General features: G+C 51.8%; 24 protein-coding genes. 4 read left to right on the plus strand and 20 right to left on the minus strand.

The window, feature by feature from the left end:
• Positions 1-118: 118 nt before the first annotated feature.
• From BM322_RS01410 to BM322_RS01485, 16 genes are all read right to left on the minus strand, one after another.
• On the minus strand, positions 119-1,630 hold the full coding sequence (locus tag BM322_RS01410) for a UxaA family hydrolase (RefSeq protein WP_075428119.1): 1,512 nt from the start codon (positions 1,628-1,630) through the stop codon (positions 119-121).
• Complete coding sequence (locus tag BM322_RS01415; RefSeq protein WP_075428120.1) at positions 1,627-3,090, minus strand: tagaturonate reductase; 1,464 nt, start codon at positions 3,088-3,090, stop codon at positions 1,627-1,629. Before BM322_RS01415 ends, BM322_RS01410 begins: the two co-directional genes overlap by 4 nt.
• 16 nt (positions 3,091-3,106) lie before the next feature.
• Positions 3,107-4,138 (minus strand): zinc-binding alcohol dehydrogenase family protein, encoded by a 1,032-nt coding sequence (locus BM322_RS01420; RefSeq protein WP_075428121.1) that lies wholly within the window; start codon positions 4,136-4,138, stop codon positions 3,107-3,109.
• 152 nt (positions 4,139-4,290) lie between these two features.
• The gene (locus BM322_RS01425) at positions 4,291-6,141 is read right to left on the minus strand and encodes a sigma 54-interacting transcriptional regulator (RefSeq protein ID WP_075428122.1); all 1,851 of its coding nucleotides are present in this window, start codon (positions 6,139-6,141) and stop codon (positions 4,291-4,293) included.
• Between the two features lie 195 nt (positions 6,142-6,336).
• Positions 6,337-7,686, minus strand: coding sequence for an L-fucose:H+ symporter permease (gene fucP / locus BM322_RS01430; protein WP_075428123.1), 1,350 nt, complete (start codon positions 7,684-7,686; stop codon positions 6,337-6,339).
• Between the two features lie 48 nt (positions 7,687-7,734).
• Positions 7,735-8,727 (minus strand): aldo/keto reductase, encoded by a 993-nt coding sequence (locus BM322_RS01435; protein ID WP_075428124.1) that lies wholly within the window; start codon positions 8,725-8,727, stop codon positions 7,735-7,737.
• A 27-nt stretch (positions 8,728-8,754) separates the two neighbouring features.
• Positions 8,755-9,600: an amidohydrolase gene (locus BM322_RS01440; RefSeq protein ID WP_173372106.1), complete on the minus strand. Its 846-nt coding sequence runs from the start codon at positions 9,598-9,600 to the stop codon at positions 8,755-8,757.
• Positions 9,601-9,774: 174 nt separating this feature from the next.
• Positions 9,775-10,461, minus strand: a complete 687-nt coding sequence (locus BM322_RS01445) for a bifunctional 2-keto-4-hydroxyglutarate aldolase/2-keto-3-deoxy-6-phosphogluconate aldolase (RefSeq protein WP_075428125.1) — start codon at positions 10,459-10,461, stop codon at positions 9,775-9,777.
• 16 nt (positions 10,462-10,477) lie between these two features.
• Positions 10,478-11,422, minus strand: a complete 945-nt coding sequence (locus tag BM322_RS01450) for a sugar kinase (RefSeq protein WP_075428126.1) — start codon at positions 11,420-11,422, stop codon at positions 10,478-10,480.
• A 138-nt stretch (positions 11,423-11,560) separates the two neighbouring features.
• Positions 11,561-12,244, minus strand: a complete 684-nt coding sequence (queC, locus tag BM322_RS01455) for a 7-cyano-7-deazaguanine synthase QueC (RefSeq protein WP_075428127.1) — start codon at positions 12,242-12,244, stop codon at positions 11,561-11,563.
• A gap of 32 nt (positions 12,245-12,276) precedes the next feature.
• On the minus strand, positions 12,277-12,690 hold the full coding sequence (locus tag BM322_RS01460) for a peptide deformylase (RefSeq protein ID WP_075428128.1): 414 nt from the start codon (positions 12,688-12,690) through the stop codon (positions 12,277-12,279).
• A gap of 13 nt (positions 12,691-12,703) precedes the next feature.
• Positions 12,704-14,050: an MATE family efflux transporter gene (locus BM322_RS01465; protein ID WP_075428129.1), complete on the minus strand. Its 1,347-nt coding sequence runs from the start codon at positions 14,048-14,050 to the stop codon at positions 12,704-12,706.
• A 114-nt stretch (positions 14,051-14,164) separates the two neighbouring features.
• Entirely contained in the window at positions 14,165-14,992 is an 828-nt protein-coding gene (gene panB / locus BM322_RS01470) for a 3-methyl-2-oxobutanoate hydroxymethyltransferase (protein WP_075428130.1), read from the minus strand.
• A gap of 5 nt (positions 14,993-14,997) precedes the next feature.
• Positions 14,998-15,873: a Rossmann-like and DUF2520 domain-containing protein gene (locus BM322_RS01475; protein ID WP_075428131.1), complete on the minus strand. Its 876-nt coding sequence runs from the start codon at positions 15,871-15,873 to the stop codon at positions 14,998-15,000.
• Between the two features lie 139 nt (positions 15,874-16,012).
• Positions 16,013-18,436 carry an ATP-binding protein gene (locus tag BM322_RS01480; protein ID WP_318254488.1) on the minus strand — a complete coding sequence of 808 codons (2,424 nt, stop codon included), beginning with the start codon at positions 18,434-18,436 and terminating at the stop codon, positions 16,013-16,015.
• A 156-nt stretch (positions 18,437-18,592) separates the two neighbouring features.
• Entirely contained in the window at positions 18,593-19,636 is a 1,044-nt protein-coding gene (locus BM322_RS01485; RefSeq protein WP_075428132.1) for a YeiH family protein, read from the minus strand.
• Between the two features lie 144 nt (positions 19,637-19,780).
• On the opposite strand from BM322_RS01485, the gene BM322_RS01490 reads away from it, so the two are divergent.
• Entirely contained in the window at positions 19,781-20,668 is an 888-nt protein-coding gene (locus tag BM322_RS01490; protein ID WP_075428133.1) for a LysR family transcriptional regulator, read from the plus strand.
• Between the two features lie 50 nt (positions 20,669-20,718).
• Positions 20,719-21,108, plus strand: a complete 390-nt coding sequence (locus BM322_RS01495) for a hypothetical protein (protein ID WP_075428134.1) — start codon at positions 20,719-20,721, stop codon at positions 21,106-21,108.
• A gap of 7 nt (positions 21,109-21,115) precedes the next feature.
• Here the strand turns inward: BM322_RS01495 and BM322_RS01500 are convergent, their stop codons facing one another.
• Together BM322_RS01500 and BM322_RS01505 are read right to left on the minus strand one after the other, a co-directional pair.
• Positions 21,116-21,796, minus strand: a complete 681-nt coding sequence (locus tag BM322_RS01500; RefSeq protein WP_143102151.1) for an MgtC/SapB family protein — start codon at positions 21,794-21,796, stop codon at positions 21,116-21,118.
• 113 nt (positions 21,797-21,909) lie between these two features.
• Positions 21,910-22,365: a MarR family winged helix-turn-helix transcriptional regulator gene (locus BM322_RS01505; protein WP_075428135.1), complete on the minus strand. Its 456-nt coding sequence runs from the start codon at positions 22,363-22,365 to the stop codon at positions 21,910-21,912.
• Between the two features lie 137 nt (positions 22,366-22,502).
• Between BM322_RS01505 and BM322_RS01510 the strand changes: the two genes are divergently transcribed.
• Both BM322_RS01510 and BM322_RS01515 read left to right on the plus strand, forming a co-directional pair.
• Positions 22,503-23,057, plus strand: a complete 555-nt coding sequence (locus BM322_RS01510; protein WP_075428136.1) for a glutathione peroxidase — start codon at positions 22,503-22,505, stop codon at positions 23,055-23,057.
• A 29-nt stretch (positions 23,058-23,086) separates the two neighbouring features.
• Positions 23,087-23,584 (plus strand): nitroreductase family protein, encoded by a 498-nt coding sequence (locus BM322_RS01515; RefSeq protein WP_075428137.1) that lies wholly within the window; start codon positions 23,087-23,089, stop codon positions 23,582-23,584.
• A 160-nt stretch (positions 23,585-23,744) separates the two neighbouring features.
• Here the strand turns inward: BM322_RS01515 and BM322_RS01520 are convergent, their stop codons facing one another.
• A complete protein-coding gene (locus tag BM322_RS01520; protein ID WP_075428138.1) occupies positions 23,745-24,962 on the minus strand; it encodes an MFS transporter in 1,218 nt (405 codons plus the stop codon).
• Between the two features lie 18 nt (positions 24,963-24,980).
• A complete protein-coding gene (gene fliB / locus BM322_RS01525) occupies positions 24,981-25,817 on the minus strand; it encodes a flagellin lysine-N-methylase (RefSeq protein WP_082334348.1) in 837 nt (278 codons plus the stop codon).
• Positions 25,818-25,819: the final 2 nt, after the last annotated feature.

Consider the following 25,819-nt stretch of genomic DNA (forward strand, 5'->3'; position numbering starts at 1 on the left):
TTATATCCCTGAGGCAGCCAAAGTGTTATAGACTTTTGCAAAAAAAATTTCTCTCTTATAAAAAAGCAGAGATTGCTCGCCCATCAACCAGAGACTCACTTGACATGTCAAAATTCTTCTATAAACAAACTCCGTCTTTGAAGATTGCCAATTCATGCTTATCCAGATGCTCCGATACTGTTTTTTCCTGTCCAGAAGCAACTGCCAGCATATAATTCCAAAATCGTTCTCCCAGTTCTTCTAATGATGCACCTTCCAGCAGCATCCCTGCATTGAAATCAAGCCAGTTCTTTTTCCGTGTTGCCAACTTCGAGTTGCTGGCAATCTTCACCGTTGGCACAGGCGCTGCAAACGGAGTACCACGCCCTGTCGTGAACAAGATCAACTGCGCACCCGCTGCAGCCAAAGCATTTGCTGCCACCAGATCGTTGCCAGGACTCTCAAGCAGCAGCAATCCTTGCGTCTTGTTTTTTATTCTCTGTCCATAAGCCAATACATCCGTAACCAGCGCCACGCCTCCTTTTTGCACACAACCCAAGGATTTTTCTTCCAGCGTGGTTATGCCACCAGCTTTATTGCCCGGCGATGGATTTTCATTGATTTGTTTTCCATAGCGCATATAGTATTCCTTGAAGCCATTGATAAGTTGCACAATCTTCCGAAAGATTTCTTCATTAACGGCCCGATTCATCAGCAAGGTTTCTGCCCCAAACATTTCGGGCACCTCGGTCAAGATTGCTGTTCCGCCAGCTGCAGCAACGATGTTGGACACCTGCCCTGCCAAGGCATTGGCCGTAATGCCTGAAAAGCCATCCGACCCGCCACATTTAAGGCCAATGACCAGCTTGCTTGCCGGCTGCAAAGTACGCTGGCATTTATCGGCATAGTCAATCAACTCACGAATTGCCGCTACCCCTGCCTCGATTTCATCTTCACAATCCTGACATACCAAAAACTTTACCCTGCCCGCAGCAAAACTGCCAATGGCTTTTTGCATACTGGCAAGCGTGTTGTTCTCACAACCTAAGGATAGTACCAATACCGCACCAGCATTGGGATGATGGACGAGACTTGCCAAAAACTGCTGCGTTTTCTCCAAATCCTCATCGATTTGCGAACAGCCACACGGATGATTAAAGGCAAAGATGCCATCAACATGCTCTTTGCCCGTCAGCATTGCTTGAGCCCGCGATTCTATTTCCCTGGCAATGGCATTGACGCATCCAACTGTCGGTATGATCCAGACTTCATTACGTATCCCTACTTGGCCGTCCGGACGCTCATAACCCCAAAAACTTTTCTCCTTAGGCGCAAAACCATCCGGCTGCCATGCACTGTTTTTATTGGGTTCATAACGATAATCGACAAGTCCCGCCAACTTACTTTGCAGTCGTTCGGTATGAACCCACTCACCTGGTTCAATATTTACTTTCGCAGCGCCAATCGGAAAACCGTATTTTACCACATCACTTCCCCTGCTTATTGGCGCAATCGCTACTTTATGCCCAGCGGGGATACTTTCTTTGACCGTGATTCTTTTAGCACCTGCTGCAATCGCTTCGCCCGGTTGAAGTGATTCGATGGCCACAGCGACATTATCCTGCGGATGAATCTGCAAATACTTTTTCATGCCATATACTCTCCCAATTTCTTGATATACGACTTTATGCCCATCAGCTGCAATAACTCATAATGATGCAATACCGCATCATAAAAACCAGGAATTGTCCGCAGGTCTATGCCCCAAAAATCATCTGCCTGCAAAAATTTCCTGACATATACTTCATCGGGCAGTGCTGCCCAACTGGCCACACGATCAAGTTTTTCGGCATCATCGTGTATCTCATACGGCTTGCCGTTCCGATAACCAATCAGACAACCATCGCCTTTCTCCACCGTATGATAAAAGGCCAGCAAGGCCGCCAGGGAAAAGGTCAACCATTTCGGCAGTACCTTGATGTTTTGCTCATAATCCATCAGGCTTGGCAGTACACGAGCCCGCCATTTGGCAATGGAATTCAAGGAAATCGCGAGCAAGGAATGATTCACAAATGGATTTTCAAACCGCTCAAACACAGATGCAGCAAAATCACGCAACGAATCATCTTCTTTGTGAAAGGCTGGTACGATTTCCTGATAAACCAGCTGCTCAAGCTGCCGGCGTATATCGGCATCTTTCATACATTCGCCTACATAATCAAGGCCTGCCAGATAGGCCCCCAGCGCCATCGAAGTGTGTGCGCCATTTAAGATACGTACCTTACGGCGTTTATAGGCATCCACGTCCTTGGTAAATACGATAGGAAAATCCTCTGTCGCAATTGGGAACCGTTTTTCCAATGAAGGTTCACCAATGGCCCAAAAGGCAAACGGCTCACATTGATCCAGTAAGGCATCCTCATAACCAAGCTCCTGTTCATACTTGGCAGCATCGTTTCGCGGATAGCCAGTAACGATACGGTCAACCAGCGTATCGACAAATAAGCAGGATTCATCAAGCCATGCTGCAAAAGCGTCCCCAAGCATCCATTTCTTCGCATACGCTTTTACACACTTCTTTAGCATCTGCCCATTGTGGTCAATAAGTTCTACCGGCAGCATGACCAAGCCTTTTTCTTTTGCCCCCGAAAAATGCTCAAACCTCGTAAATAAGAATTTTGTCAATTTTGCCGGATAACTTTTGGGCGGCTTATCTTCATACGCATCATCATCATTATATACAATGCCAGCTTCTGTCGTGTTCGAGATAACAAACTCTAAGGAAGGCAGCTCCGCCAGCTGCAGGAATTCCTTATAATCCGAATAAGCACTGACTACACGATCCAGACAAGAAATTACGCGATTTTCCTTATAGGTCTTCCCTGCTTTTTTCCCTCGGACACAAACCGAGTAAATATTGTCCTGGGCAGCAAACCGTGTATTGGTCTTTGCCCGCGGCATGACAACGGCAACACTGCCATTAAATCCACGTTTCTCGTTAGCCAAATCAATGCCATAGTCGACAAATGCCCGCAAAAAATTTCCTTCACCAATCTGCAGAACACGAACAGGATACTCCTGTCTTTGATAGACTTCCTGTATCTTTTTCATCCAAAGCCCCTCCTTCTTATTCAGGGTCAGCAAAATGAATAACGACTTTGAGCATTGATGCTGCCTGCTCCGAAAACTCCTGAAAGGCTTTAGGGGCATCAGCAAATTCATATTCATTCGTCACAACGCGTTCTATATCGGCCTTACCTGCTTTGACCAAATCAATCAATGCGAGAAAATCCTTCTGCAACGCATTGCGTGAGCCATACACATTAAGTTCTTTCTTCTGCAACAACGTGAAATCAAAATCTGCATTCTTCTTGCCCACACCAATCTGGACAACACGAGCGCCAAAAGCCGCTGCATCAATACAGAGCAAAAATGTTGCCGGCAACCCCACAGCCTCAATCGTTACATCAAAACCATTACCGTTAGTGATTTTCGCTACAGCCTCATGAAAATGCTCAGGCGAATCGTTGAGGATTTTTCCCGCCAGTCCAAACCTCTCTACTGCATAGTCGAGTTTCTTATCAGCGATATCAGAAATATATACCTCTGCTCCAGCAGCTCGTGCTGCTGCCGCTGCCAGCACGCCAATCGTACCTGCACCGACAATCAGTACCTTTTCTCCCGGCTGGATATTTGCCCGGCTTACACCATGATAGCTGATGCAGAAAGGCTCAATCAGTGCTAGTTGCCGCGGAGATAATCCTTGACCATCATAAATGCGTTCTACAGGCATCGTAATGTATTCCCGAAAGGCCCCATCACGCTGTGCTCCCATGGTTTCATTATGTTCACAGCAATTCACTAACCCCCGCTCACAAGAATAACATGTTCCACAATTGAAATAGGGATTGCAGGTAACGATCATGCCTTTTTCCAAGCCACGGTCATTCGCATCGATTTCTACAATCTGTGCGGAAAACTCATGACCGGGAATACGCGGGTAGCCAGCATAGGCAAAGGTCCCCCGATAGGTGCCAAGATCGCTGCCGCAGATGCCACCATACAAGATTTTCAGCAGGGCTTCACCTGGCTTGCGCACAGGCATCGGCATATCAAATAATTCAACGTTACCAGGCTCATTGATACGAATTGCTTTCATCACTGATCATCCTTTCTAAATATCACTACCCTAAAGATATGCATTTTTCGTGCCAAGAAAAAACAAGCGTAAAACAGAAGAGTTTCTTCCTTTTACGCTTGTTCTGAACAGATTTGTTTCATTTTTGAAATGCATACGATTAAGTTTTTGTCTTATTCCTTTGGCTTGGCTTTCCGCCACAAAGTCACACGGCTGATTCCTAGCTGTGCGCATACCTCCTCTGGTGAGTAACGCAACAACAACTGCCGGATGATCTCACGCTCCGCCTCGGGCAAAGTCGTCTTCAATGGCAAGATAATCGATTCTTGATCCGGCTTATCCGTATCCTCCTGCCTTAACGCACCAGACAAAAAAGCTTGCATCTGTGATTCATCTACGAGCATATCGTCATAGCAGGACAAAACCTCAGCCACATTCCGTAACTCACGGATATTGCCTGGCCAATCATAGCGTTTCAGTAACTCTCTGGCTTTTGGCGTTACTGCTTTCTCCCAGGAACGGCCATCGGTAAAGGCACGATAATAGTAGTCAAGCAACGGTATTGCGTCGCCATGACGCTCTCTTAACGGTGGCAGTGTCAAACGCAATACATTGATGCGGTAGTAGAGATCCTCGCGGAACGTCCCTTCCTGCACCATCTTCACCAAATCGCGGTTTGTTGCACAGATAATGCGAATATCGAGCGGCAATATCCGTTCATCACCGATACGGCGTATTTCATGCTCCTGCAGGACACGCAATAATCTGCCCTGGATATCAAGCGGCAATTCACCAATCTCATCCAGAAAAATCGTACCTTGGTGAGCCAATTCAAACAAGCCCTTTTTCCCCGATTTACGAGCGCCTGTAAAAGCACCATCCACATAGCCAAAGAACTCGCTTTCCATCAGGTTCGGCGGAATCGAGGCACAGTTCACAGAGACAAACGGCTTATCTGCCCGGCGGCTCGCATTATGGATACTTTGCGCCATTCCCTCTTTACCGGTACCTGTCTCCCCCAGTATCAAGACATTCGCATCGGTACGCGCAAATCGCTCTGCCAGCTGAATAGTCCGCTGCATCGTATCCGCATACGTCATGATATCGGAAAAATGCATTTTCGCATAAAGGCCTTTTTGATATAGCGATGACCGTACCGTGCGCGCATTTTTTTCAATGTGTTCTACTTCCTGGAAAATCACGATTTGACGCTGCGTCCTTTGATTGACCAGCAAGGGAATCCTATGACAAAGGATTTTCGTCTTGCCGACTTCGAGAATCTGTTCGCCATTCGTTCCCTGGAGTCTTGGCAGTACTTCATCTTTCCATGCCGCAAAATTCTCGCCAAAGACTTTATGGCTCAACCGATTGGAAAAAACCGGTTCGCCCTCCTCACTCAGGACAACAACACCTTCGGTTATATTCTGGATGACTGCATCGACTTGTTGCAAGCGCAGCGTCTGCTGTTCTTTGTTCTTCAGGATAAGCTGCGCCTCATCAATCGCACTGCTTATTGCCTCACGGCTTGAATCAATCAGTGTATGACGAAAGCCACATTCTGATGCATAGGCCGCTGCAATATTGCAGCCTGCAATTCCGTCTACACTTTGTTCAGCAGCCAGCCGTTCAATCGTTGCATTGATTTCCTCGCGGCTGTCACAGGGAATAACTTCCACATAAATATCTCCTAACCGGAAATGCCTCCGTACATCGTGAATGATATTGCTGCGCATAACTACCGCAATCCGACGGCAGCCTTTTTGCACCAGTTCCTCAATGGCTTGCATGACATCATGGAACGCTGCCCCAATATGCACAATAGTATGTTTGCCCTGTGCCTCCAATGTTTTGGCCATACCACCACGGGCAATGATAATCTGTGTCTCTGTAAAAGGCGCTACATCCATGATTACCTTGGCATCCTGTGAATAAATGACATCTATATCCAAATTCCGCTGTTTGATAATACTTTTTGCCTTCTTATCGATGGCTAAGGTTGGTGCAACGAACAAAATCAGAGACATGGTACCAGAACTCCTTTGCTTTATACTATCGGAAAAATTGATCCATTTCTTATTCTAACACATCATAAACACAGCAAAAAGGCAGACACCTCATCAGTGTGCTGCCTTTTGCCAGAAAATCACAGAATTATAAACACCTGCTATTTTTTACCTTCCATACCAAGTAACATAGCCAATCACCTATTCCTTCTCTGCTTACAGCTGATGTACTTCCTTCAGCTCCGTTTCATGTTTCTCATTTTCAATATGCAGTTCTGTGTAGAAGAACCAGGAAATCACGACAAAGCAAAGGAATGGAATGACATAACCCACATGAAGGATACCTGTAGCATCGGCTACCAGCCCAAGGATTGGCGGCATCATAGCACCACCGACAATTGACATGACCATCGCAGCAGCTGCTGATTCACGATACTCTGCCGGTACAGTCTTAAGTCCCGTATCGTAAATTGTCGGATAAACCGGACCCATGAAAGCACTGACCAGAATTACTGGATACATGACCGAGAAGTCGTTGACACCAGCGACATAAGCCAGACAGAGGCAGCCCAATACCGAATAGATGAACAGAAGTTTATTGGCCGACATCTTCGTCAGCAGCGTACTTGCCACGACACGGCCCAGGAAGAACACGATAAAGCTGGCAATCATGTAATTTGCTGCCACGCGCTCATTCATTGAACCATCTAAGGAAAGTGCCAGACGAATCGTAAACGACCAAACAGCTGCCTGCATACCATTATAGAGGAACATTGCGAGCAAGCTGCGACGGAAACGCTGTACCCCCATCATGAATTTTGCCGTTTTCATCGAGAGCAGGTTGACTTTATTCTTGACTGCTTCTGCCGTTTCCTTGACCTGCGGTTTACAGGACGGGAATTTGATAAATACAAAGGCGAGGAACAATGCGACAAGAATCAGGACAATATATTTATAGGGAACTAACGTATGCTGCAGCATTTCGAGACGGAAGGCAGCAATCTGATCTGGCGACATAGCAGCCATCTTGCTAGAAAGGCTTTCACCTTCCTGGAAAATCAAGAACTTACCGAGAAGGATGCCGCAAATATTGCCAATCGGTGTAAAAGTCTGACTTAAATTGATACGAAAAGTCGATGTCTTCTCCGGTCCAATCATCGTCGCATAAGTGTTAGCCGAAGTTTCCAGAAAACTCAAGCCAAGGGCAATAGCAAAGATTGCTACGAGGAACATCGTATAGGTTGCCATATGCGATGCCGGGAAGAACAACAGACAACCGACAATGTAGAAGGCCAAACCACAAAGGATAGCCGATACATAGGATTTCTTCTTCATGACGAGCGCGGCGGGAATAGCCATGACAAAATAGCCACCAAAGAATGCACTTTGGACAAAGGCACTGGCAAAATTGCTCAATTCAAAAATAGACTTAAACTGTGTAATCAAAACATCATTCAAAGCATTTGCGACACTCCACAGAGGGAAAAGCATCGTCATGAGGACAAACTGCAAGAACGGAGTACTCGTCAAATAACCATTGGGAAGCTGATTCCATTTTTTTGACATATCATATCTCTCCTTTTCGTCATCCTAGCAAAGCATGAAAGCTCATTGTCAGTTGATACCGATATCGGAAAGCGCTTTCCATAACCCTTCAGGAATATCTGTCTGCGCCCATTCCCAATTGCTCGCTGCTTGTTTTTGCGAAGTAGCTCCGCAGACAACCGCTACTACATTTTTATTGCGCAGCGGATACTGCAAAGCAGCCGCGCCAATGGGAACATCATATTCATCACAAACCTTGCGGATTTCCATGACACGATCGAAGATTTCCTTCGGCACACTGCCATATTCGTAATGACCCTCGGTAATGCTTTTCTTCACCAGGACCCCCGATGCATACGGTGCCGCTACCGCTACCGATACATTACGCTGCTCACATTTCTGGAAGAATTCTTCATGATGTGTCTCCAAAAGATTATAGCGCTGAGCGACCAGCATGATATCCATATCCGCATAATCCATGGCCTCGACCATGATATCCACTTCATTTGCGCCAATGCCAAATGCCTTGATCTGCCCGTTTTTCCGCAGCTCTTCGAGTGCTTTGAATCCCGAATCACAAAGCGTCTTGAAATGCTGACGCTCCTCCGGAGTCTTGCCATGTGCATAGGTACCAATATCGTGAACATAGAGAATATCAATGCGACGTGTCCCCAAGCGTCGAATCGAATCTTCATACGAACGCATGATACCATCATAAGAATAATCGAAGACTCGATTCATCGGATTCTCATCATAAAATTCATTGCCATTCTGTAAGCCTTCTTCTTGCCGTGGGTATAGCAGCCGTCCTACCTTCGTCGAAAGGACGAAGTCATCGCGCTCTAAGCTGCGCAATGCCAGTCCCAGGCGGATTTCCGCCAAACTTGCGCCGTAATGAGGAGCAACATCAAAGCCGCGATAGCCAAGTTCAATGGCACCTTCCGCAATCCCAATTGCCTCGGCATTCGTCATCCGATGATACATATTCGCCATACCTGAGCACCCCAAAATCAATGAAGGCACCTTCAGATCTACGCGCTTGATTTTGTTCATCGTAATCATAATACACATTCCTCCTATTTCATTCAGTCAATCCAGATGATAAATCCGGCGGGCATTGTCAGCAAATATCTTATCTGAATCAATTTCTTTATGTGTTGCTACCCAAGCTGTGATAATTCCCTTGACCCCACCATAATCAGTTGCCACTAGTAGCATCGGCCAATCCGAGCCAAAGATCAGTCGTTCCTGCCCAAACGCTTCATAAACGGTATCCAGATATGGCACAAAATCTGCAGGTTTCCATTGCTGCCAATCGGCCTCGGTAACCATTCCGGAAATCTTGCAAGCCACACGTGGTGAAGCTGCTAAGCCGTTTATTTTCTCGGCCCAAGGATGTATTTCCCGTGCTTTGATGGGAGGTTTTGCAATATGCTCCAAGATGAAATTTGTCTCTTCCGCTTGCTTTACGAGCTCTGCCGCTGCGTCAAGCTGCTCTGTTGTAACAAGCAGTTCATAAACCAGCCCTGCCCGTCCGACCTCACGCACGCCTTCCACAAACGAATCGCTTAGCAAGTGCTCTGGGGGAAGACCTTGCGAAAGATAGCGGATTCCCTTGAGCTTGTTGCCACAAGCACGGAGTTCCTGTATCTGTGCCTTTACCGTTTCCGCACCTGCAACGATATCACACCAGCCTACCACACCGCGAACCATGTTATGTTTCTCAGCCAAAGCCAGCAAAACCTTTGACTCATCAAGCCTTGCTACAGCATGCACCAGTAATGACCCAGCCACGCCATTTGCCTGCAAGGTTTGTTCTAACTGATTGATTGAGAAATCCTGCCGTAAAACATCCATGCCTTCCTGAATCCAGGAAAAAAAATCGTTGTCTTCGTATTGCCAAAGATGATTATGTGTATCGATAATTTCCTGCAATATCCAACCCCTCCTCTGCCATTGACATCTCGACTTTTTTCGTCTTACATCCATTACTAAATGCATATAGCATGCCAACTTTAAATTCTTTTATTTTCCCGTGATTTTACAGTGTATTGTCTCGTTTTTTATATTATTTCTTTAGCTTTGACATTTATATTTCATGTTTGTATTTCATGCTGTTCGAATATGAAATTGTTTGTGCAGCTCATTTTTCGCCCTGCGAACAGCCTCGATAAATTTCTGGGCCATGGCTGTAACACCAGCATAATCGCCGCTTTTGGCAGTTTTAGTAAGACTTCCACCAGCAGATACAGCTACACAGCCAGCTCTCAACCAATCGGCAACATTATCGACGGCTACACCACCCGAAGGCATAAGCATTGCCTGTGGCAAGGGTCCATGAATATCCTTGATGATTTTGGGCCCGACGATATCGCCAGGAAAAATCTTTATAATATCAGCGCCTGCCGCTAATGCCTTCGCAGCCTCTCCAGGTGTCATTACGCCCGGACAAGATACCACCCGGTAAAGATTGCACAAACGGATCGTTTCTTCATCAAACGCAGGTGACACAATGAATCTTGCACCTGCTAATATAGCCAGCCGTGCCGTGGTTGCCTCAAGAACGGTTCCCGCACCAATGATGACCTCTTCATCTTTTTGATATTTTTTTTGAAGCTTAGCTATTGCCTCGTGCGCCAAGGGAGTCGTAAACGTCATTTCAATCACCTTTACACCTCCAGCAATACAGGCATCAGCTATCTTAAGCCCTTCTTCGAGCGTTTGTCCGCGCACAACTGCTATTATCCCCTGATTGCTAATTTTCTGCATCGTTTCAATTTTATCATATCTATCCATGATCCAGCCTCTTTTCTCAATGTAATTTTCGCATATACTCTGTCAAGGTTTCCCGATCAGGAAGGCCTTCGTTATCTCCAGCTGACATAACCGCCAGTGCTCCAATTGCGGCCCCACGCTGCACCGCATCAAAAAGCGGCTCATCCTCCAGCAGTGCGCTCACGACGCCAACGGCAAAGCCATCGCCTGCTCCGACCGTATCAACGACCTTCTTGACAGGATAACCAGGTACGACAAAACCTTTCTCATGGGCTGTCTTCACATAAGCGCCTTCTGCCCCTAGTTTCACTACGACAGTCTTGACGCCTCGTTCAAGATAGAAATCGGCAATCTTTTCTGGCTGACGCGACCCCGTAAGGATATCGCCTTCGTTTATCCCTGGCAGGACCATATCGGCATTTTGTGCCAACGAATTGATGATGGTCACCATCTCAGCTTTATCCGGCCATAATGCCGGCCGCAGATTCGGATCGAACGAAATCCGCACATTCCTTGCATGGGCCATCCCCATCAACAGCTCCGTTGCCGTAAGGCAATTCATCGACAACGCTGCAGGAATTCCTGTCAGATGCACATGACGTACCCCGTCCCAATTGATTTTCGCTAAATCTTCCGGCTTGAAATGCGCAAATGCGGTATCATGCCGATAGTTGATAACCTCGGGATCACCTTTGGCATTCTTCGCCTTCAACTGCATTCCCGTCAGATACGTGTCATCGGTCCAAAGATAATCTTCGGCAATGCCACTATCCCCCAGATACTCGCGAATGTGCTGGCCAAAAGGATCCTTGCCAATGCGCGATACGTAAGCAGGGATATGGCCAAGGCGAGCCAGGCCAATGCAAAAATTCACCTCAGCTCCGCAAATATATCGCGTAAATCGCGACACATCCTTGAGCTGTTTTTCCTCTTCAGCAGCCAATAACCCCATCGGTTCTCCCATCGTCAAAACTTCATACACTTCTATCAACTCCTTTTTTGGTTTTCAAGCTAATAGAGTGCAAAAACCATGCCAACTTATAAAAAAAATGTCCACCCCATCAGATTTTTTCCAATGCGGTGGACACAGGATTATTTCCCTAGCTAAACATAAATCTCTTTAGCCGATAGCCGGATCGGCAACGCCGTTTTTGCGGAAGGCGGCCGCGCGGTCGATGCAGGTGCCGCATTTGCCGCAGGGCTTGTCGCCGCCTTTGTAGCATGACCAGGTCAGCTCATAGGGTACGCCAAGTTCCAGACCGATCTTCACGACTTCGGCCTTGTTGATGTTCACGAACGGTGCTTCGATTTTCAGCTGATGGCCCGAGCCTTCCCAGATGGCCTTGTTCATCGCCTCGTTGAATACCGGCGAGCAGTCGGGATAGGCAAAGCCGGCAGCATCGTCAGCATGGGCGCCGTAGTAGATGATGCCGCAGCCCTTGCTCAGCGCGATGCTGGCTGCCGTCGACAGGAACAGGCCATTGCGGAATGGCACATAGGTGCTGACCGGCGTCTTGCCATTCGTCTCCTTGATTTGCTCGGCATAGCTTTCCTCGGGGATTTCCTCGTCCGACTGCTTCAAGAGCGAGCAGTTGCTGTACTGGAAAATCTTGCTGAGGTCCAAAAACAGCTGCTCGATGCCATAGTGCGCGGCCACCTTCTTGGCCGCCTCGATTTCCTTTTCGTGTTTCTGCCCATAGGACAGCGACAGGGCGATGACATTTTCGCGGCCATGCTTCTTGATGGCCAGCCCCAATGCCGTCGTCGAATCCACGCCGCCGCTGCTTAGTACCATTGCCTTCATAATATATCCTTCTCTCTTTTGTCTAGTGCTGCTTAAATCAGGATGCCCTGACAGTGATCGATTTCATGCTGGATGATCTGCGCTGTAAAGCCCGAGAACTTCTGCCGCTGTTTGGCAAAGGCCATATCGCGGTATTTGACCTCGATGGTCTCATAGCGCTCCGTCTCGCGCTCGCCCGAAAGGGACAGGCAGCCTTCGGTCGTCTTATAGGTTTTGGCCGAATGCTTGACGATCTCGGGATTGAGCAGCGCAAGATTCCCTGCCCCCGTATTCACGGCGATGATGCACTTGGCTACGCCGATCATATTGGCCGCCAGCCCCACGCAGTGTTCGCGATGCGCCGCCAGGGTGTCGAGCAAATCCTGCGCCACCGCGATATCCTCTTTGACGGCCTTGGCCGATTTCTGCTGCAAGAAAAATTCATCGTGTATGATTTCTTTTACCATATATACCTTCCTTCTATGAAAGCCCCGTATGCAGGCGCAAGCTCCGGGCCTGCAGCCAGCGGTAGACGGCCACGCAGATGACCACCGATACCACCGAGCCCAGGCAGGTTGCCAGGCCCATCGGCAGCAGGGTGTCCGGATACCAGACCGAGGCGAGATACGCCAGCGGTATCCGCGCTGTGACAATGGCGATGACATTATGCAGGAACGAAAATTCCGAGCGGCCGCAAGCGCAGAAGTACCCGCTGAACGCAAAATGCAGGCCGGCAAAAATGCAATCGAAGATATAGCCCTGCAGGTAAGCCGCACCAGCGGTGATGACCGCCGCATCCAGCGTGAACCAGCCGACGACCGCCGCGGCCGTGAACTGTGTGACCGCAGATACTGCCACACCAAAGACCGCACAGATGACGAGGGCATACCAGAGGGTCTGCCGCGCCCGCGCGCTCTTCCCCGCCCCAATATTCTGTGCGCCCAGAGCCGATACCGTCGCCAGCATCGCCGAGGGCACGAGGAACACGAAGCTGATGAACTTCTCGACGATGCCGACTGCCGCCGCATCGGTGAGCCCGCGCATATTGGCGATAACCGTGATAACGAGGAACGAAATCTGGATAAAGCCATCCTGCAAGGCTACGGGCACGCCGATGCGCAGGATGCTGCCAAGGACCTGCCATTCAGGCCGCCAGGCGGACCGGTCAATTTCCACGGCCCGGGTGCGGCGCATATAGATAAGGGCCACCACCACGCTGACGGCCTGGGAAAGCGTCGTGCCCAGGGCCGCGCCCACAGGCCCCAGATGCAGCGGCCCCATGAACAGATAGTCGAGCACGATATTGGCACCGCAGGCTATGGCCACGAAATACAGCGGGCGGCGCGAATCCCCAAGCCCGCGAAAAACCGCGCTGATGATATTGTAGGCCGTGATCAGCGGTATGCCCAGGAAGCACACCCCCAGGTATGCTTCCGTATCGGCTACGGCCGCCGCAGGCGTCTTCATCCACGCCGCGATCTGACCGGTCAGCAGCAGGCAGCCTGCCGCCAGCAGCACCGACACGCACAAGAACAAGACGGCCGTATTGCCGATGACTGCCGCACGGCGCGCCCCGTCGCGCGCACCGACAGCCTGCGCAATGCAGACCGTCGTGCCCATCGCCAGCCCCACGATCATGACCGTGAGCATATGCATGACCTGGCTGCCGATGGCCACGGCCGTGATGCTGGCCGCTCCCTCGAACTGGCCGATGATGAACAGATCTGCCATGCCATAGAGCGTCTGCAGGAAGTATGAAAAGAAAAACGGCAGTGCAAAAAGGAAAATATTCCGCAGGACACTGCCGGTCGTAAGATTCTTTTCCAAATAAATCCCCCCTGCTATATTAAACACTGCCCCCGCCGAATAGTCAATAGGACAACAAAAGCCCGCCAGGGGCAACCCCTGGCGGGCGGTACCTTCACGCCATGCGCCTTGCTGTCAATACAAGCGCTCCATGACATCATCGTCAATCTTGAACGAGTGGGCCGCATCGGGGAATGTCCCCGCCTTGACCTCATCATCATAGGCCTTGAACGCGGCCTGCATCTTCTCGCCAAGCTCGGCAAAATGCTTGACGAACTTCGGCGTGTAGTCGCTGAACAGGCCCAGCATATCCTGATAGACGAGAATCTGCCCGTCGCAGCCCTCGCCAGCGCCAATGCCGATCGTCGGAATATCAAGTTTTGCGGTAATCAATGCCGCAAGCTTTGCCGGCACGCATTCGAGCACCACGGCAAAGGCACCAGCTGCCTGTACGGCCAATGCATCTTCAATCATCTGCCGGGCAGCCTCCTCGCTCTTGCCCTGCACGCGGTTGCCGCCAAACGCATTGACCGACTGCGGCGTCATGCCCAGATGGGCCATGACCGGGATGCCCGCCGACGTGATAGCCTTGATCTGCGGGCAGACTGTGGCGCCGCCCTCAAGCTTTACGGCATTGCCGCGGCCCTCTTTCATCAGGCGGCCTGCATTCATCACGGCCTGCTCGATCGAGACCTGATACGACATGAACGGCATGTCGATGACGACCATCGTATCATGGCAGCCGCGTGCTACGGCACGGCCAAAGGTAATCATATCCTCCATCGTGACTGAGAGCGTATCGGGAAGCCCGAGCATGACATTGCCGAGCGAATCGCCGACCAGCACGGCATTGATGCCCGCCGCCTCCTCGAGCTTGGCCGTCGAATAATCGTAACAGGTCAGCATCGAGATTTTCTCGCCCTGCGCCTTCATCTTGGCAAAAGTTGCTACGGTGTTCTTCATGGAAATCATCCTTTCTGTCGGAGCCTTGCGGTCTCCGCATCGATAAACGTCTGGATGGACTGGTAAGCACGCGCAGGATGCTTCTGTCTGGCGATGCGCAGCAAGCGCGCCGACAGCAGCAGGTACAGCAATCTGTCATCATCAGCAGGCAGCGTTTTTAAATGCTTTTCCACCGTGCCCAGGTCAGCGCGCTCCACGGGGCCGGTAAGTGCCGCCACCGGGCCAGCTTCAGCCACATGGCGCGCATTACCGAGAAACAGCGGGCCAAGTGCCGCCCGCGCATTCTCAGGCGTAAAGCCGCAGTCTTCGAGCAGCTGCTGGCTTTGCGCAAAGAGCGCTGCCACCTGATTGCTCGCAATCGCGGCCGCACAGTGGTACTTAGCCTTGGCCGCCGCAGCGATTGGCTGCACATGCAGGCCGGCACGCGTAAGCCATGCCTGCATCTCTGCAAATCTGGCCGCCGTCCCCTCAAGCGTAAAAAAAACATCCGCCAGCTCACGGTAAGAAGTCTTGCGACTGCTGACCGCAACCAGCGGATGAACGGCGAAACCTGCGGCTCCGCGCTGCTCGATATCGGGAAAGGCTGACGCAGCCGTCAGCGCCCCGCTGCAATGACAAATGATCTTTCCTTGGATTGGCTGCTGGCACACTGCCGCATAGGCTGCGGCAATGGCCCCATCGGGAACAGTCAGGAACAGCACATCACTAGCTTTGACCAGCTCGCTTCGATTCCCGTAAGCGTCTGATGCCGTAAATACTGCTGCCTCCGCGGCAGACTGAAACGTCCGGCTGTAATAGCCTGCGAGCGCAAATCCCTGCTCGTGGAAATACTTCCCTAACGAAAAGCCGACCTTGCCGGCTCCGATAAAACCAATCTTCATACTCATCACCTCTTTCGGTGATGCACTGCGCCGTTCCCAGGCGCAAATCCAAGGCTTGCAGTACAGTTTCCTATGCGGAATACCGTCCATCTTTTTTAGGCTATCACAAGCCTTGCCGTCTGTCAAATCGGACGGCAGCTCAGTCCCCGCCGATTGAAGACTCCGCGTGAAAGAGATCCGCCAGCGTCTGCAGCAGGAATTTCGTCTCGATGGGCTTGGCCAAATGGCCATTCATGCCGGCTTTTAGCGCCTCCTGCCTGTCCTCCTCAAAGGCATTGGCCGTCATGGCCAGGATGGGAATGCCGGCCTTGGCCGCATCGGGCAGCGCGCGGATTTGCCGCGCCGCCTCATAGCCATTGAGATTTGGCATCTGGACATCCATGAGTATCAAGTCATAATAAGCGTCCGGCGCCTCCCGCAGCATATCCACGCAAATCCTGCCATCCACAGCATGCTCGATGAGGATTCCCGCTTCCTGCAGAATGGTCATCGTGATTTCCGCATTGATTTCATTATCCTCGGCCAGCAGGATGCGCACGCCTTTAAGTGAGCTGACCGCCGCGGCCGGTATCTGCTCACCGGATATTTCGGCGGCCGCAGCAAAGCGATGCGGGATGCTGACGATGCAGGTCGTGCCCACGCCCTTCTCGCTCTGCATTTCGATGGTGCCATCCATCAAGGCCACGAGCCGCTTTACGATAGACATGCCAAGGCCTGTGCCCTCGATCTTGGTGCTCGTCGTGTTGTTCTCACGCGAAAACTCGTCGAATACATGCGGCAGGAAATCCGCCGCCATACCGATGCCCGTATCGGTAATCGTCGAGCGGAATAGGCCCCAGCCGGGCTTTGCCGCCGGCAGTTCTTCACAGACCACCGTAACACTGCCGCCCGGCTCCGTATATTTGCAGGCATTGGAGAGGATATTTAGATATATCTCCCGCAACTTCGTCGTATCGCCATACAAACAAGGATGTTCGACTTTAAGCTCATACGTGACCGTGATCTTCCGGGCCTGCATCATATCCTCAAGGACCACATAGAGGCTCGCCGCGAATTCATGGACATTATAGGCCGCCTCCTCCAAGGCCAGCTTGCCCTTTTCGATGCGCGCCATCTCCAGCACATTGTTGATGATGGATAGCAGTACCTTGCTGGCCTCCTTGATCTTATCCAGATAGCGCTTGCGGCGCGCAGGATCGTCCTGATATTTCTCGAGCAGGTCGCGAAAGCCCATGATGGCATTCATCGGCGTGCGGATATCATGGCTCATATTGAACAGGAAGTTCGTCTTCGAAGCATTGGCGGCCTCAGCGACGCGGCGCGCCTCGGCCAGTTCCTTCTGCTTGCGCTGCTCGGCCATGAACATCGACTGCACATCACGGAAGCCCGCGATGAAGCACTGGCTTCCCGTGGCATTTATATCGCGCGCATAGCAGGCCTGGAAGTGGCACTGCTGCCCATCAAGGTTCTGCCGCGCATAATCGATGCGGTAGACATCATCGTCAGGAATCTGCCGCAAAAGCTCCGCGATGCTGGTCTGCTGGTACAACCGCTCGCGGTCTTCAGGCACGACAAACGTATCGATATATGCGCGGATGACCTTTTCATAGCTGACATCCTTGACGCTTGCGAGGACCGCCTTCGTGGTCTGGGAGTTGGCATTGCTGCGCACCAGCGACACGGTATCGAGCGCCGCATCGATATACCATACCGAGCTGTACTCACGCGACAGGCCGTTGATCAGCATATTGTAGCGTTCCTGTTCCTGCGCCAGCTTGATTTTCCCCTTGACTTCCTGGTCGATATTCTCAAACGCGCAGACAAGGATCTGCCGCTCGGCCAGCTTCATGATTTTCATGCGGTAATACGTATCGACCCCCTGCGTATGCGTGCGATATACGTGAAAGATGCACGGTTCGGTTTTGAGCCGTTCCTGCAGATAGTCAAGATCGATAAGCCGCATCATATCGGCGGCATCGTCGGGATGGATAAAAGAATCGATATACGTCTTCATCAAGGAGCGCGGCGACAGCTTCTCCTTCTGACGGCTCACCACCCACTGCGCGACCTCGTTCATGCGGACAGGCTGCACCGACTGATCCAAAAGGTTGGCATAGTAGATGGCACTGTAGCTTTCCGCCAAAAGATCCACGGTCTGCTGCATCAGCCCTTCATGCTCCTTTTGGCTGTTGATGTCCTCCAGCGCGAAAATCACCCGCGTGAGGGGATCTGCATCGCCCATGCGGATAAAATCCCCGCGTCCCCAGCCGTGTTCCGCGCAATAGCAAGACAGTGACAGCCGCTTGTTGCCGCACATGCGCTGCGGCAATGTCTGCAAATCGATGAAACTTTCCACCGGCTGATGCTGCCCGCGCACGGTCGCCTTAGCCATCAAACGCGCCAGCCTATCCTGCAGCGGCATGTCCGCCTGCAGGACGGCATCCACCTCGCGATTCGCCTTTATGGAATAAATCTTATCCGCTTTGAAATCGATAATCTGTACGAACACATATAGCTCTGCCATTGCGGTCAGCGCCTCTTTGCAATCCTCGAGCCAATTCATGATAAGCCTCTCTTTGCTATGCCGGTTTCCCCTTGTTTTCCTATAGTATTCGTGGCTGCTGGCAAAAATCCTGTCTTATCCGCCTGCATTGCCACTCTCGGCGACAAAAAAAATTGACCGGTCATTTGACCAGTCAATTTTTCTTTGTTTTGCGATTTACCAGATGCCCAGGAAATGCTGCATGATAAGGCTCACGAGCGTGATGGCTGCCCAGCAGCAGGCGCCGAGCAAGATGGGCTTGCCGCCCGAGCGGGCAAGTTTTATGATATCGCTATTGAGGCCGATGGCCGCCATCGCCATGACGATGAGGAATTTCGCCAGCTCCTTGAGCGGTGCAAAGACTTCGCCGCTTACCCCAAGCTGCAGGCAGACTGTCGTAAATACTGCCGCCAACAAAAAATACAGGATAAACTTGGGAAGCACCCGCCAGAAGCTGAACGTGGCCAGCGAGCCGCCCTGCGCCTTTGCCGCCTCTTTGCGCGCCACGACGAATGCCAGCAGCATGGTCACCGGGATGATGGCCAGGGCCCGCGTCAGCTTGACGGTCACGGCCTCGTCGAGAGTCTGGGTGCCCAGGCCCCACATGCTGTCCCAAGTGGCCGCCGCAGCCGTTACGGACGAAGTATCGTTGATGGCCGTCCCCGCAAAGATGCCAAAGGCTTCGCCAGCCGTCGTGTCAAAGCCCAGCAGATGGCCAAGGATTGGAAACAGCAGCGCGGCCAGCGCATTGAACAAAAAGATGACGGCGACCGACTGCGCTACCTCATTGCTGTCCGCCTTGACGACAGGCGCCGCCGCAGCGATTGCCGAGCCGCCGCAAATGGAGGAGCCGACACCGATCAGCGCAGCCGTATTGCGCGAAATCCGCAGCAGGCGCATGAGCACCCAGGCCACCACCAACGAAGCCGTGATGGTGCTTACGATAATCGGCAGCGAAAACATCCCCGTCTGGATGATGACACCAAGGTTCATCCCAAAGCCCAGCAGCACGACAGCCGACTGCAGCACCACCTTGGACGTCCAGCTGATGCCCCCTTGGGCGCGGCCATGGTCCTTCCAGACCGCAGCAATAAGCATGCCGGCCAGAATGGCAAGGACAGCACCGCCCACCACGGGGAAATGCTGTCCCAGCAGCCAGGCTGGCAGTGCAATGAGAAAACAGATTATGATACCGAGTGAATTATTTTGCAAGAATGTCATGATACACCTCAAAACAGGCCTTTGATTTCAGCTGATGTCCTGTATTATAAAAAGATTTCTCAAAAATGTAAAATTATATGTTATGATGTACCTATAACATAATCTTATCGATACCTGCACATCCCCACAGAAAGGAGGAGGCCATTGCTCGATTTCCGCATCAAGACATTTCTTTGCGTCTGCCAGACCATGAACTACACGCAGGCCGCCAAGCTCTTAAACATCACCCAGCCGGCCGTCTCCCAGCACATCCGCTTTTTGGAAGACTATTATCAGATCAAGGCCTTCCGCTATGCGAACAAAAAACTCGAGCTCACGGCCGCCGGCAGGATTCTCTTCGAGCGCTGCAAGACCATGGAGAACGACGAGGTCGCGCTCTCCGCTGAGCTCCTCAGCAGCCAGTCCGGCATCCGCACGCTGTCGCTCGGCGTCACGATGACCGTTGGCGAATATGCCATCATATCGCCGCTGGCCGCCTATCAGCTGGCGCATCCTGGCATCAACATCCGGCTGCGCTTCGGCAACACCCAGGAGCTTCTGGCCCAGCTGACGGCCGGCCGCATCCAGATGGCCCTGGTCGAAGGTTACTTTCCGCCCCGGGACTACTTCTGCCGCCCTTACAGCACCGAGCCCTATATCGGCGTCTGTGCAAGCAATCACCAGTTCAAGACCGGCCAGCCTGCCACCTTCCATGATCTGCTCGGGGAGCGCCTGCTGCTGCGGGAGAAGGGCTCCGGCACACGGGAAATCCTCGAGCGCAATCTGGCCCTGCATGGCCTCAAGACCACAGACTTCATCCACAACATGGAAGTCGAAAACATGCACACCATCATTGGCCTATTGACCCATGACTGCGGCATTTCCTTTCTCTACCGCCGCGCCGTGCAGGCAGAATTAGCCAGTGGCCGCCTGCGTGAAATCCCGCTCAAGAACTTTTCCATGGAACATGACTTCACCTTCATCTGGGAAAAAGACAGCATCTATACCGCTGAATATCAGCAGATCTGTCAAGAGCTAAGCAGCACTCCTTGAGCTTTCCGCCTATTCTTTTTATAAACTATCAACAAACCGAGGTGCTATCTATGTCCACAGTTATTCTTATCCTGCTTATCATCATCAGCCTGCTATTCGCAGCCGAAATGCGCCACTCGCTGCGGCGCTCCGCTGAATCCTACCGCCTGATCCAGGCCTACCGCGACGACCTGGAAAATCCAAAGCTCATCACCGAAATCTACGATTACTGCCAGCAGGACTACAAGCTGCGCCGCATCATGAAGAAACACCAGGTAACCGAAGCGGACATCCGCAGCATCTACCAGAAACTCCTGACCTGGGGCAACTTCCACAAAGGCCATCGCTTCGTCCCCATCACCGCATTCTTCTACGCCTGCACGCTCAAATACCTCGTCACCCATAAAGACGGCGACGCCAAAGCGCTGACGATGCGCTGCATGAACTTTTTTCACATCTAAATCAAGACTAGCTCCGTTTCTCCACCCATAGCACAGTATCCAAGGCATTCAGATAGTCGATGATGCTTGCCACAGCGTTTTCACTGTCAAACAGCAGATCCATCTTGAGCACCAGATAATAGCTCGACGAATCGCTGCCATCGCCGCTTTCCTGGACGCTGAAACGGCCGATTTTCAGATTGTGTTGTTCCATTTGCCGATGGATGCGTTTGAGTTCACTGGGCTGATTGACCAGACAGATTTCCAGTGACATCTTTTTCTTATGATCAAAGAAGTCATCGATATGTGTCAGGAAATTCAAGGCCACAAAGACAAATACCGTTGTGAACAGCGCCTCGATATAGAGACCTGCGCCGACGGCCAGGCCGATGCCAGCCACGATCCACAAGCAGGCAGCCGTCGTAAGGCCCGTAACGGTCAGACCTTCCTTCATGATGGCGCCTGCACCTAAAAAGCCCATGCCGCTGACAACCTGTGCCGCGATTCGCGCAGGATCGCCATTGCTCTTGTCCTCCATGCTCCAATACATGGCCAGCGACAAGATCATCATCAGGCAGGCCCCCATGGCCACGATCAAATTCGTGCGCAAGCCAGCAGACTTGCGGCGGGATTGTCTTTCATAACCGACGAATCCGCCGAGGACGGCAGCTAGTGCCAGCCGGAAAAGTATCTCATATTCAGGAATCATCCTGCTCACCTCCATAAAAACAAACGGGTCCCAGACAGAGTTTGACAACTTTGTCTGGGACCTCCAATTTTATTGGTCAGTTTCCCGCTACGCTATGCGATTTTGGGCGGTCATCATTTTTCCAGTACTTCTATGATGCGATAGAGCTGCTCTTTCAATTTCAAAGCCTCAGCGGGACTGAACAACTGGCCCTCCCTGTTGACCATACAGGCCATGGCCCCTGGGACAGACTCAGCCTGCTGCCGCAGGGCCTTGCCCTTTTCCGTCAGGATGATCCAGACAAGGCGTTCATCCTCTTTGCGGCGCTGGCGCTCAAGGTAGCCATCTTTTTCCAGACGCTTGAGCAGCGGCGTCAATGTTCCCGAGTCGAGGAACAGGCGCTGTCCCAAGTCGTGCATGGTGATCTCTTCTTCTTCCCAAAGCACCATCATCGTCACATACTGTGCATAGGTCAAGCCGATTGGTTTCAGATATGGCGTATAAGCCGCCACGATTTTCCTCGCGCTGGCATACAGCGGAAAACACAGCTGATTCTCCAGCAGCAGCGGATCCATTTCATTTTTTTTCATTTCCATCTCTCCGTCATTTCGTTTTCAGTACATCCATTTTACCAAGTTTCCGCGTATCGGTCAAATCATATTTATATAAATCAAGTTTGACAAAATATAGTTTGGCGTTATAATGGATAGCAGAGGAGGTAGAACTTATGACTTTTTACGATTTTGAACTGGAAGATAATCACGGCCGTCAAATCTCCCTGAGTGAATTTCGGGGCAAGGTACTTCTTCTTGTCAACACAGCTACGCACTGCGGTTTCACGCCACAGTATAAGGAGCTTGAACGGCTTTATCGTCAATACAACGCACAAGGGCTCGAGATCATCGATATCCCCTGCAATCAATTCCTCGAGCAAGCACCGGAAGATGATGCTGACATCGAGACTTTCTGCACGCTCAACTACAACACATCGTTCCTGCGCATGAAGAAAGCAGATGTGAACGGCGAGCACGAACTCCCCCTATACACCTATCTGAAGGCCAAACAACGTTTCAAGGGGTTCGGCACCGGTCCCAAAGCGATGGCAATGAGTGTCCTGCTGCGCAAGATGGATTGGCATTATAACGAAAAGCCAGACATCAAATGGAACTTCACCAAATTCCTTGTCGACCGTCAAGGAAACGTGGTCAATCGGTTTGAGCCCACCACATCGATGAAGAAATTAGAAACACGTCTGGTAGCTTGCCTGAACAGCCAGGCTTAATCTCGCACAATATGGAGGTCTTACACATCATGAATCCGATTTTTACCCGAACCAGTATCCGCCGCTTTGATAGCCAGCCCGTAGAGCCAGAAAAGATCACGCGCATCCTGCAGGCAGCCTTTGCTGCCCCCAGCGCCGCCAACCAGCAGCCGTGGGAATTCTATGTCATCACGAACCCCGATACCCTGCTGCAGCTGAGCACCATCAGCCCTTATGCAACCCCTGCGGCAAAAGCACCGGCTGCCATCGTGATCTGCTACAAAAAAGAAGGCATCATCTTCCCGCCCATGGCGCAGATCGACTGTGCGATCGCAGCCGAAAATATCCTGCTCGAAATCGAGGCCCAGGGGCTCGGCGGCGTCATGCTGGGTGTGGCGCCCGTCCCCGAGCGCATGGAGGCCGTGGAAAAAATCATCGGTTCTCCCGCCGAGCTTGCCGCCTTTACCATCATCCCCTTCGGCTACCCCGCCGAGAAGAGAACCCAGCCAGACCGCTTCGAGGAAGGCCGTATCCACTGGATACGCTGAGGCTTCCACGCAGCACTGCATCCCCCCAAAAGAAAGAACGGCGATCCGTGCCTGAAACACGGATCGCCGTTTTGCATCTCCTCTGCCCTATTATTCCGTTTCATGATCGCAAAGTCCCAGCAAGCTGACAAGTCAAAAATGACAAGTCAACGCGGCCCGGTCATTTGCCTTCCCCGCTGCCTGCGGCCTTGCCGCGCAGCAGAGACGGGATGACCCCCAGGAAGCACAGCACGGAAAAGAGCAGGAAGGCAGCGGTGATGTTGCGGGTGAGCGCATCCCTTGGCGCCAGCTCCGGCCAGGCGATGGCCATGATCACGGTGACGAGGGCCATGCTCAGCACCTGCCCGCCCAGGCGCATGGTGCTCAAAAGCGATGAGGCCATGTTGTAATACTTGCGCGGCAGGGAGCTCATGATGGCGTTGTTGTTCGGCGCCGCGAAGAAGGCAAAGCCGATGCCGATCACGAGGATGCTCGGGATGACCGGCCAGAGCACCTGCGCATGGGTGATCAGCGTCAGAGCAATGAGCCCCACCGTGATGATGGCCATGCCGAGGGAGCAGAGCACAGCTGCGGGCTTGCGGTCCGACAACGAGCCTGCCAGTGGCGAGAGCAACATCATCAGCACCGGCTGGGCCAGCAGGATAAAACCTGTCGTCTTGGCGCTGATCGAGAGGATACTCTGCAAGTAGAGCGACAGCAGGAAGCTTATGGCAAAGGTCGCACTGTAGTTGAGCATGGCCGTAAGACACGAAAGCGTAAATTCGCGGTTTTCGGTAAACAGGCTGACTGATAGTTTTGGCATTTCCCGAGCCGGTGCAGCTGCGCCGGCCATATGCTTGAGCACTTTCAGGGCCACCACCAGGACGAGTCCTGCATAAAGCGCCATAAACCAGAACAGGCTGCGCCAGCCAAGACCATCGTTCATAAACCCACCAATAACGGGGCCGAAAGACAGCCCCGCGTAGACCACTGAAACCATCCAGCCCATGGCCTTGCCGCGATTCTTCCCCGGATAGGCATCAGCAAGGATCGATGTGCTCGTCGCAAAGATCATCGACGAGCCGATGCCCTGCAAGGCCCGAGCGCTAAGCAGCAGCGCAAAGGAATCAAACACGGCAGGCAGCAGGGAAAACAACATGAACAGAAGATTCCCCATCTCAAAGACGCGCACCTTGCCCCAGCGGTCAGCAGCCCGACCCATGGGGAGCAGGAACAAGAACGACGTAATAAGATACGACTCAATCACCCAGCTCAGCGTATCGGCGCCCACTTGATATTCCTGCCCAATCGCTGGCAGCGACAAGATCAGCGCACTGCCGGAAAAGGGCGTCAAAAACGATGCCAACATGATGACGGCTAATATCTTACGGCTATCCATACGAATGCAAATCTCCCATCAGGCCAATGATTCCAGTAGTAGTTTGACATTTTCGGTGCTGTACTCAATCTGCTCCGACCAGCGGCGGATTGACTCGTCAAGTTGACCGGTCAATTGCTCGCTCAGATAGATATAGTCCGTATTGAGCTGTGCATAGGAAAGCACCGCACCCAAGCCATGGGCAGGCACATGCTCAAGGGCACGATAAAGGATGTACTGATAGATGCGGTCAAAAACCTGCGGCACTTCGCCATCCGCGGCAATCTGCACATCCCACAGCTGCGCAAGCTGTGACGTCCAGGCCGCATCAATCGGCTCTGTCTTTTGCATGCAGTCAAGCACAAAGGCCGCATCCTCAGTGGTAAGGCCTGTCTGGTAGCATAGGTCCTCATCACTTACTGGCAGCACCAACTGCTGCAGCAGTCCTTTGAGCGTCAGCTGCTCCCCCTTTTCGGTCAAAAGGGCCAGTGGCGCTGTATCCGCAAGTAGCAGCTCACAACTTTTCTCGCAGCTAAGCCCCACACCTGCCAACTCATAATCGCTGACGGTCACGAAGAACCGCGGATGATTGGCGCAGATATCGCAAAGGATGGACTCATCTGCCCTGCGGATAAGCTCGCAAAGGCCATCACCGCGCAAGAACGGACAGCGATTTTCCCCGCGCAGCCGGAACTGCCAGGTATCAGCGACCGCGATGATATTTTCGCGGATGGTATCGCCAAGAGCCCCTGGAAGTGTTTGGTACTTTCCCGCAGTCTTTTCATCAATATCGATCTCCCAGCCGGCACAGCAAGTATGCTGGCACTTGTCCGCCTTGCACTGAAAGTCCTTATAAAAGTCCGGATAAATCGTCACCA

The organism is Selenomonas sp. GACV-9 (assembly GCA_900116485.1).
In the GTDB taxonomy this organism is placed as follows: Bacteria; Bacillota; Negativicutes; order Selenomonadales; family Selenomonadaceae; genus Selenomonas_A; species Selenomonas_A ruminantium_G.

Coding starts and splice junctions, on each gene's coding strand:
- BM322_RS01410 (WP_075428119.1), bottom strand. CDS start 1,630: ATGAAAAAGTATTTGCAGATTCATCCGCAGGATAATGTCGCTGTGGCC.
- BM322_RS01415 (WP_075428120.1), bottom strand. CDS start 3,090: ATGAAAAAGATACAGGAAGTCTATCAAAGACAGGAGTATCCTGTTCGT.
- BM322_RS01420 (WP_075428121.1), bottom strand. CDS start 4,138: ATGAAAGCAATTCGTATCAATGAGCCTGGTAACGTTGAATTATTTGAT.
- BM322_RS01425 (WP_075428122.1), bottom strand. CDS start 6,141: ATGTCTCTGATTTTGTTCGTTGCACCAACCTTAGCCATCGATAAGAAG.
- fucP (WP_075428123.1), bottom strand. CDS start 7,686: ATGTCAAAAAAATGGAATCAGCTTCCCAATGGTTATTTGACGAGTACT.
- BM322_RS01435 (WP_075428124.1), bottom strand. CDS start 8,727: ATGATTACGATGAACAAAATCAAGCGCGTAGATCTGAAGGTGCCTTCA.
- BM322_RS01445 (WP_075428125.1), bottom strand. CDS start 10,461: ATGGATAGATATGATAAAATTGAAACGATGCAGAAAATTAGCAATCAG.
- queC (WP_075428127.1), bottom strand. CDS start 12,244: ATGAAGGCAATGGTACTAAGCAGCGGCGGCGTGGATTCGACGACGGCA.
- BM322_RS01460 (WP_075428128.1), bottom strand. CDS start 12,690: ATGGTAAAAGAAATCATACACGATGAATTTTTCTTGCAGCAGAAATCG.
- panB (WP_075428130.1), bottom strand. CDS start 14,992: ATGAAGAACACCGTAGCAACTTTTGCCAAGATGAAGGCGCAGGGCGAG.
- BM322_RS01475 (WP_075428131.1), bottom strand. CDS start 15,873: ATGAAGATTGGTTTTATCGGAGCCGGCAAGGTCGGCTTTTCGTTAGGG.
- BM322_RS01480 (WP_318254488.1), bottom strand. CDS start 18,436: ATGAATTGGCTCGAGGATTGCAAAGAGGCGCTGACCGCAATGGCAGAG.
- BM322_RS01485 (WP_075428132.1), bottom strand. CDS start 19,636: ATGACATTCTTGCAAAATAATTCACTCGGTATCATAATCTGTTTTCTC.
- BM322_RS01495 (WP_075428134.1), top strand. CDS start 20,719: ATGTCCACAGTTATTCTTATCCTGCTTATCATCATCAGCCTGCTATTC.
- BM322_RS01500 (WP_143102151.1), bottom strand. CDS start 21,796: ATGATTCCTGAATATGAGATACTTTTCCGGCTGGCACTAGCTGCCGTC.
- BM322_RS01505 (WP_075428135.1), bottom strand. CDS start 22,365: ATGAAAAAAAATGAAATGGATCCGCTGCTGCTGGAGAATCAGCTGTGT.
- BM322_RS01510 (WP_075428136.1), top strand. CDS start 22,503: ATGACTTTTTACGATTTTGAACTGGAAGATAATCACGGCCGTCAAATC.
- BM322_RS01515 (WP_075428137.1), top strand. CDS start 23,087: ATGAATCCGATTTTTACCCGAACCAGTATCCGCCGCTTTGATAGCCAG.
- BM322_RS01520 (WP_075428138.1), bottom strand. CDS start 24,962: ATGGATAGCCGTAAGATATTAGCCGTCATCATGTTGGCATCGTTTTTG.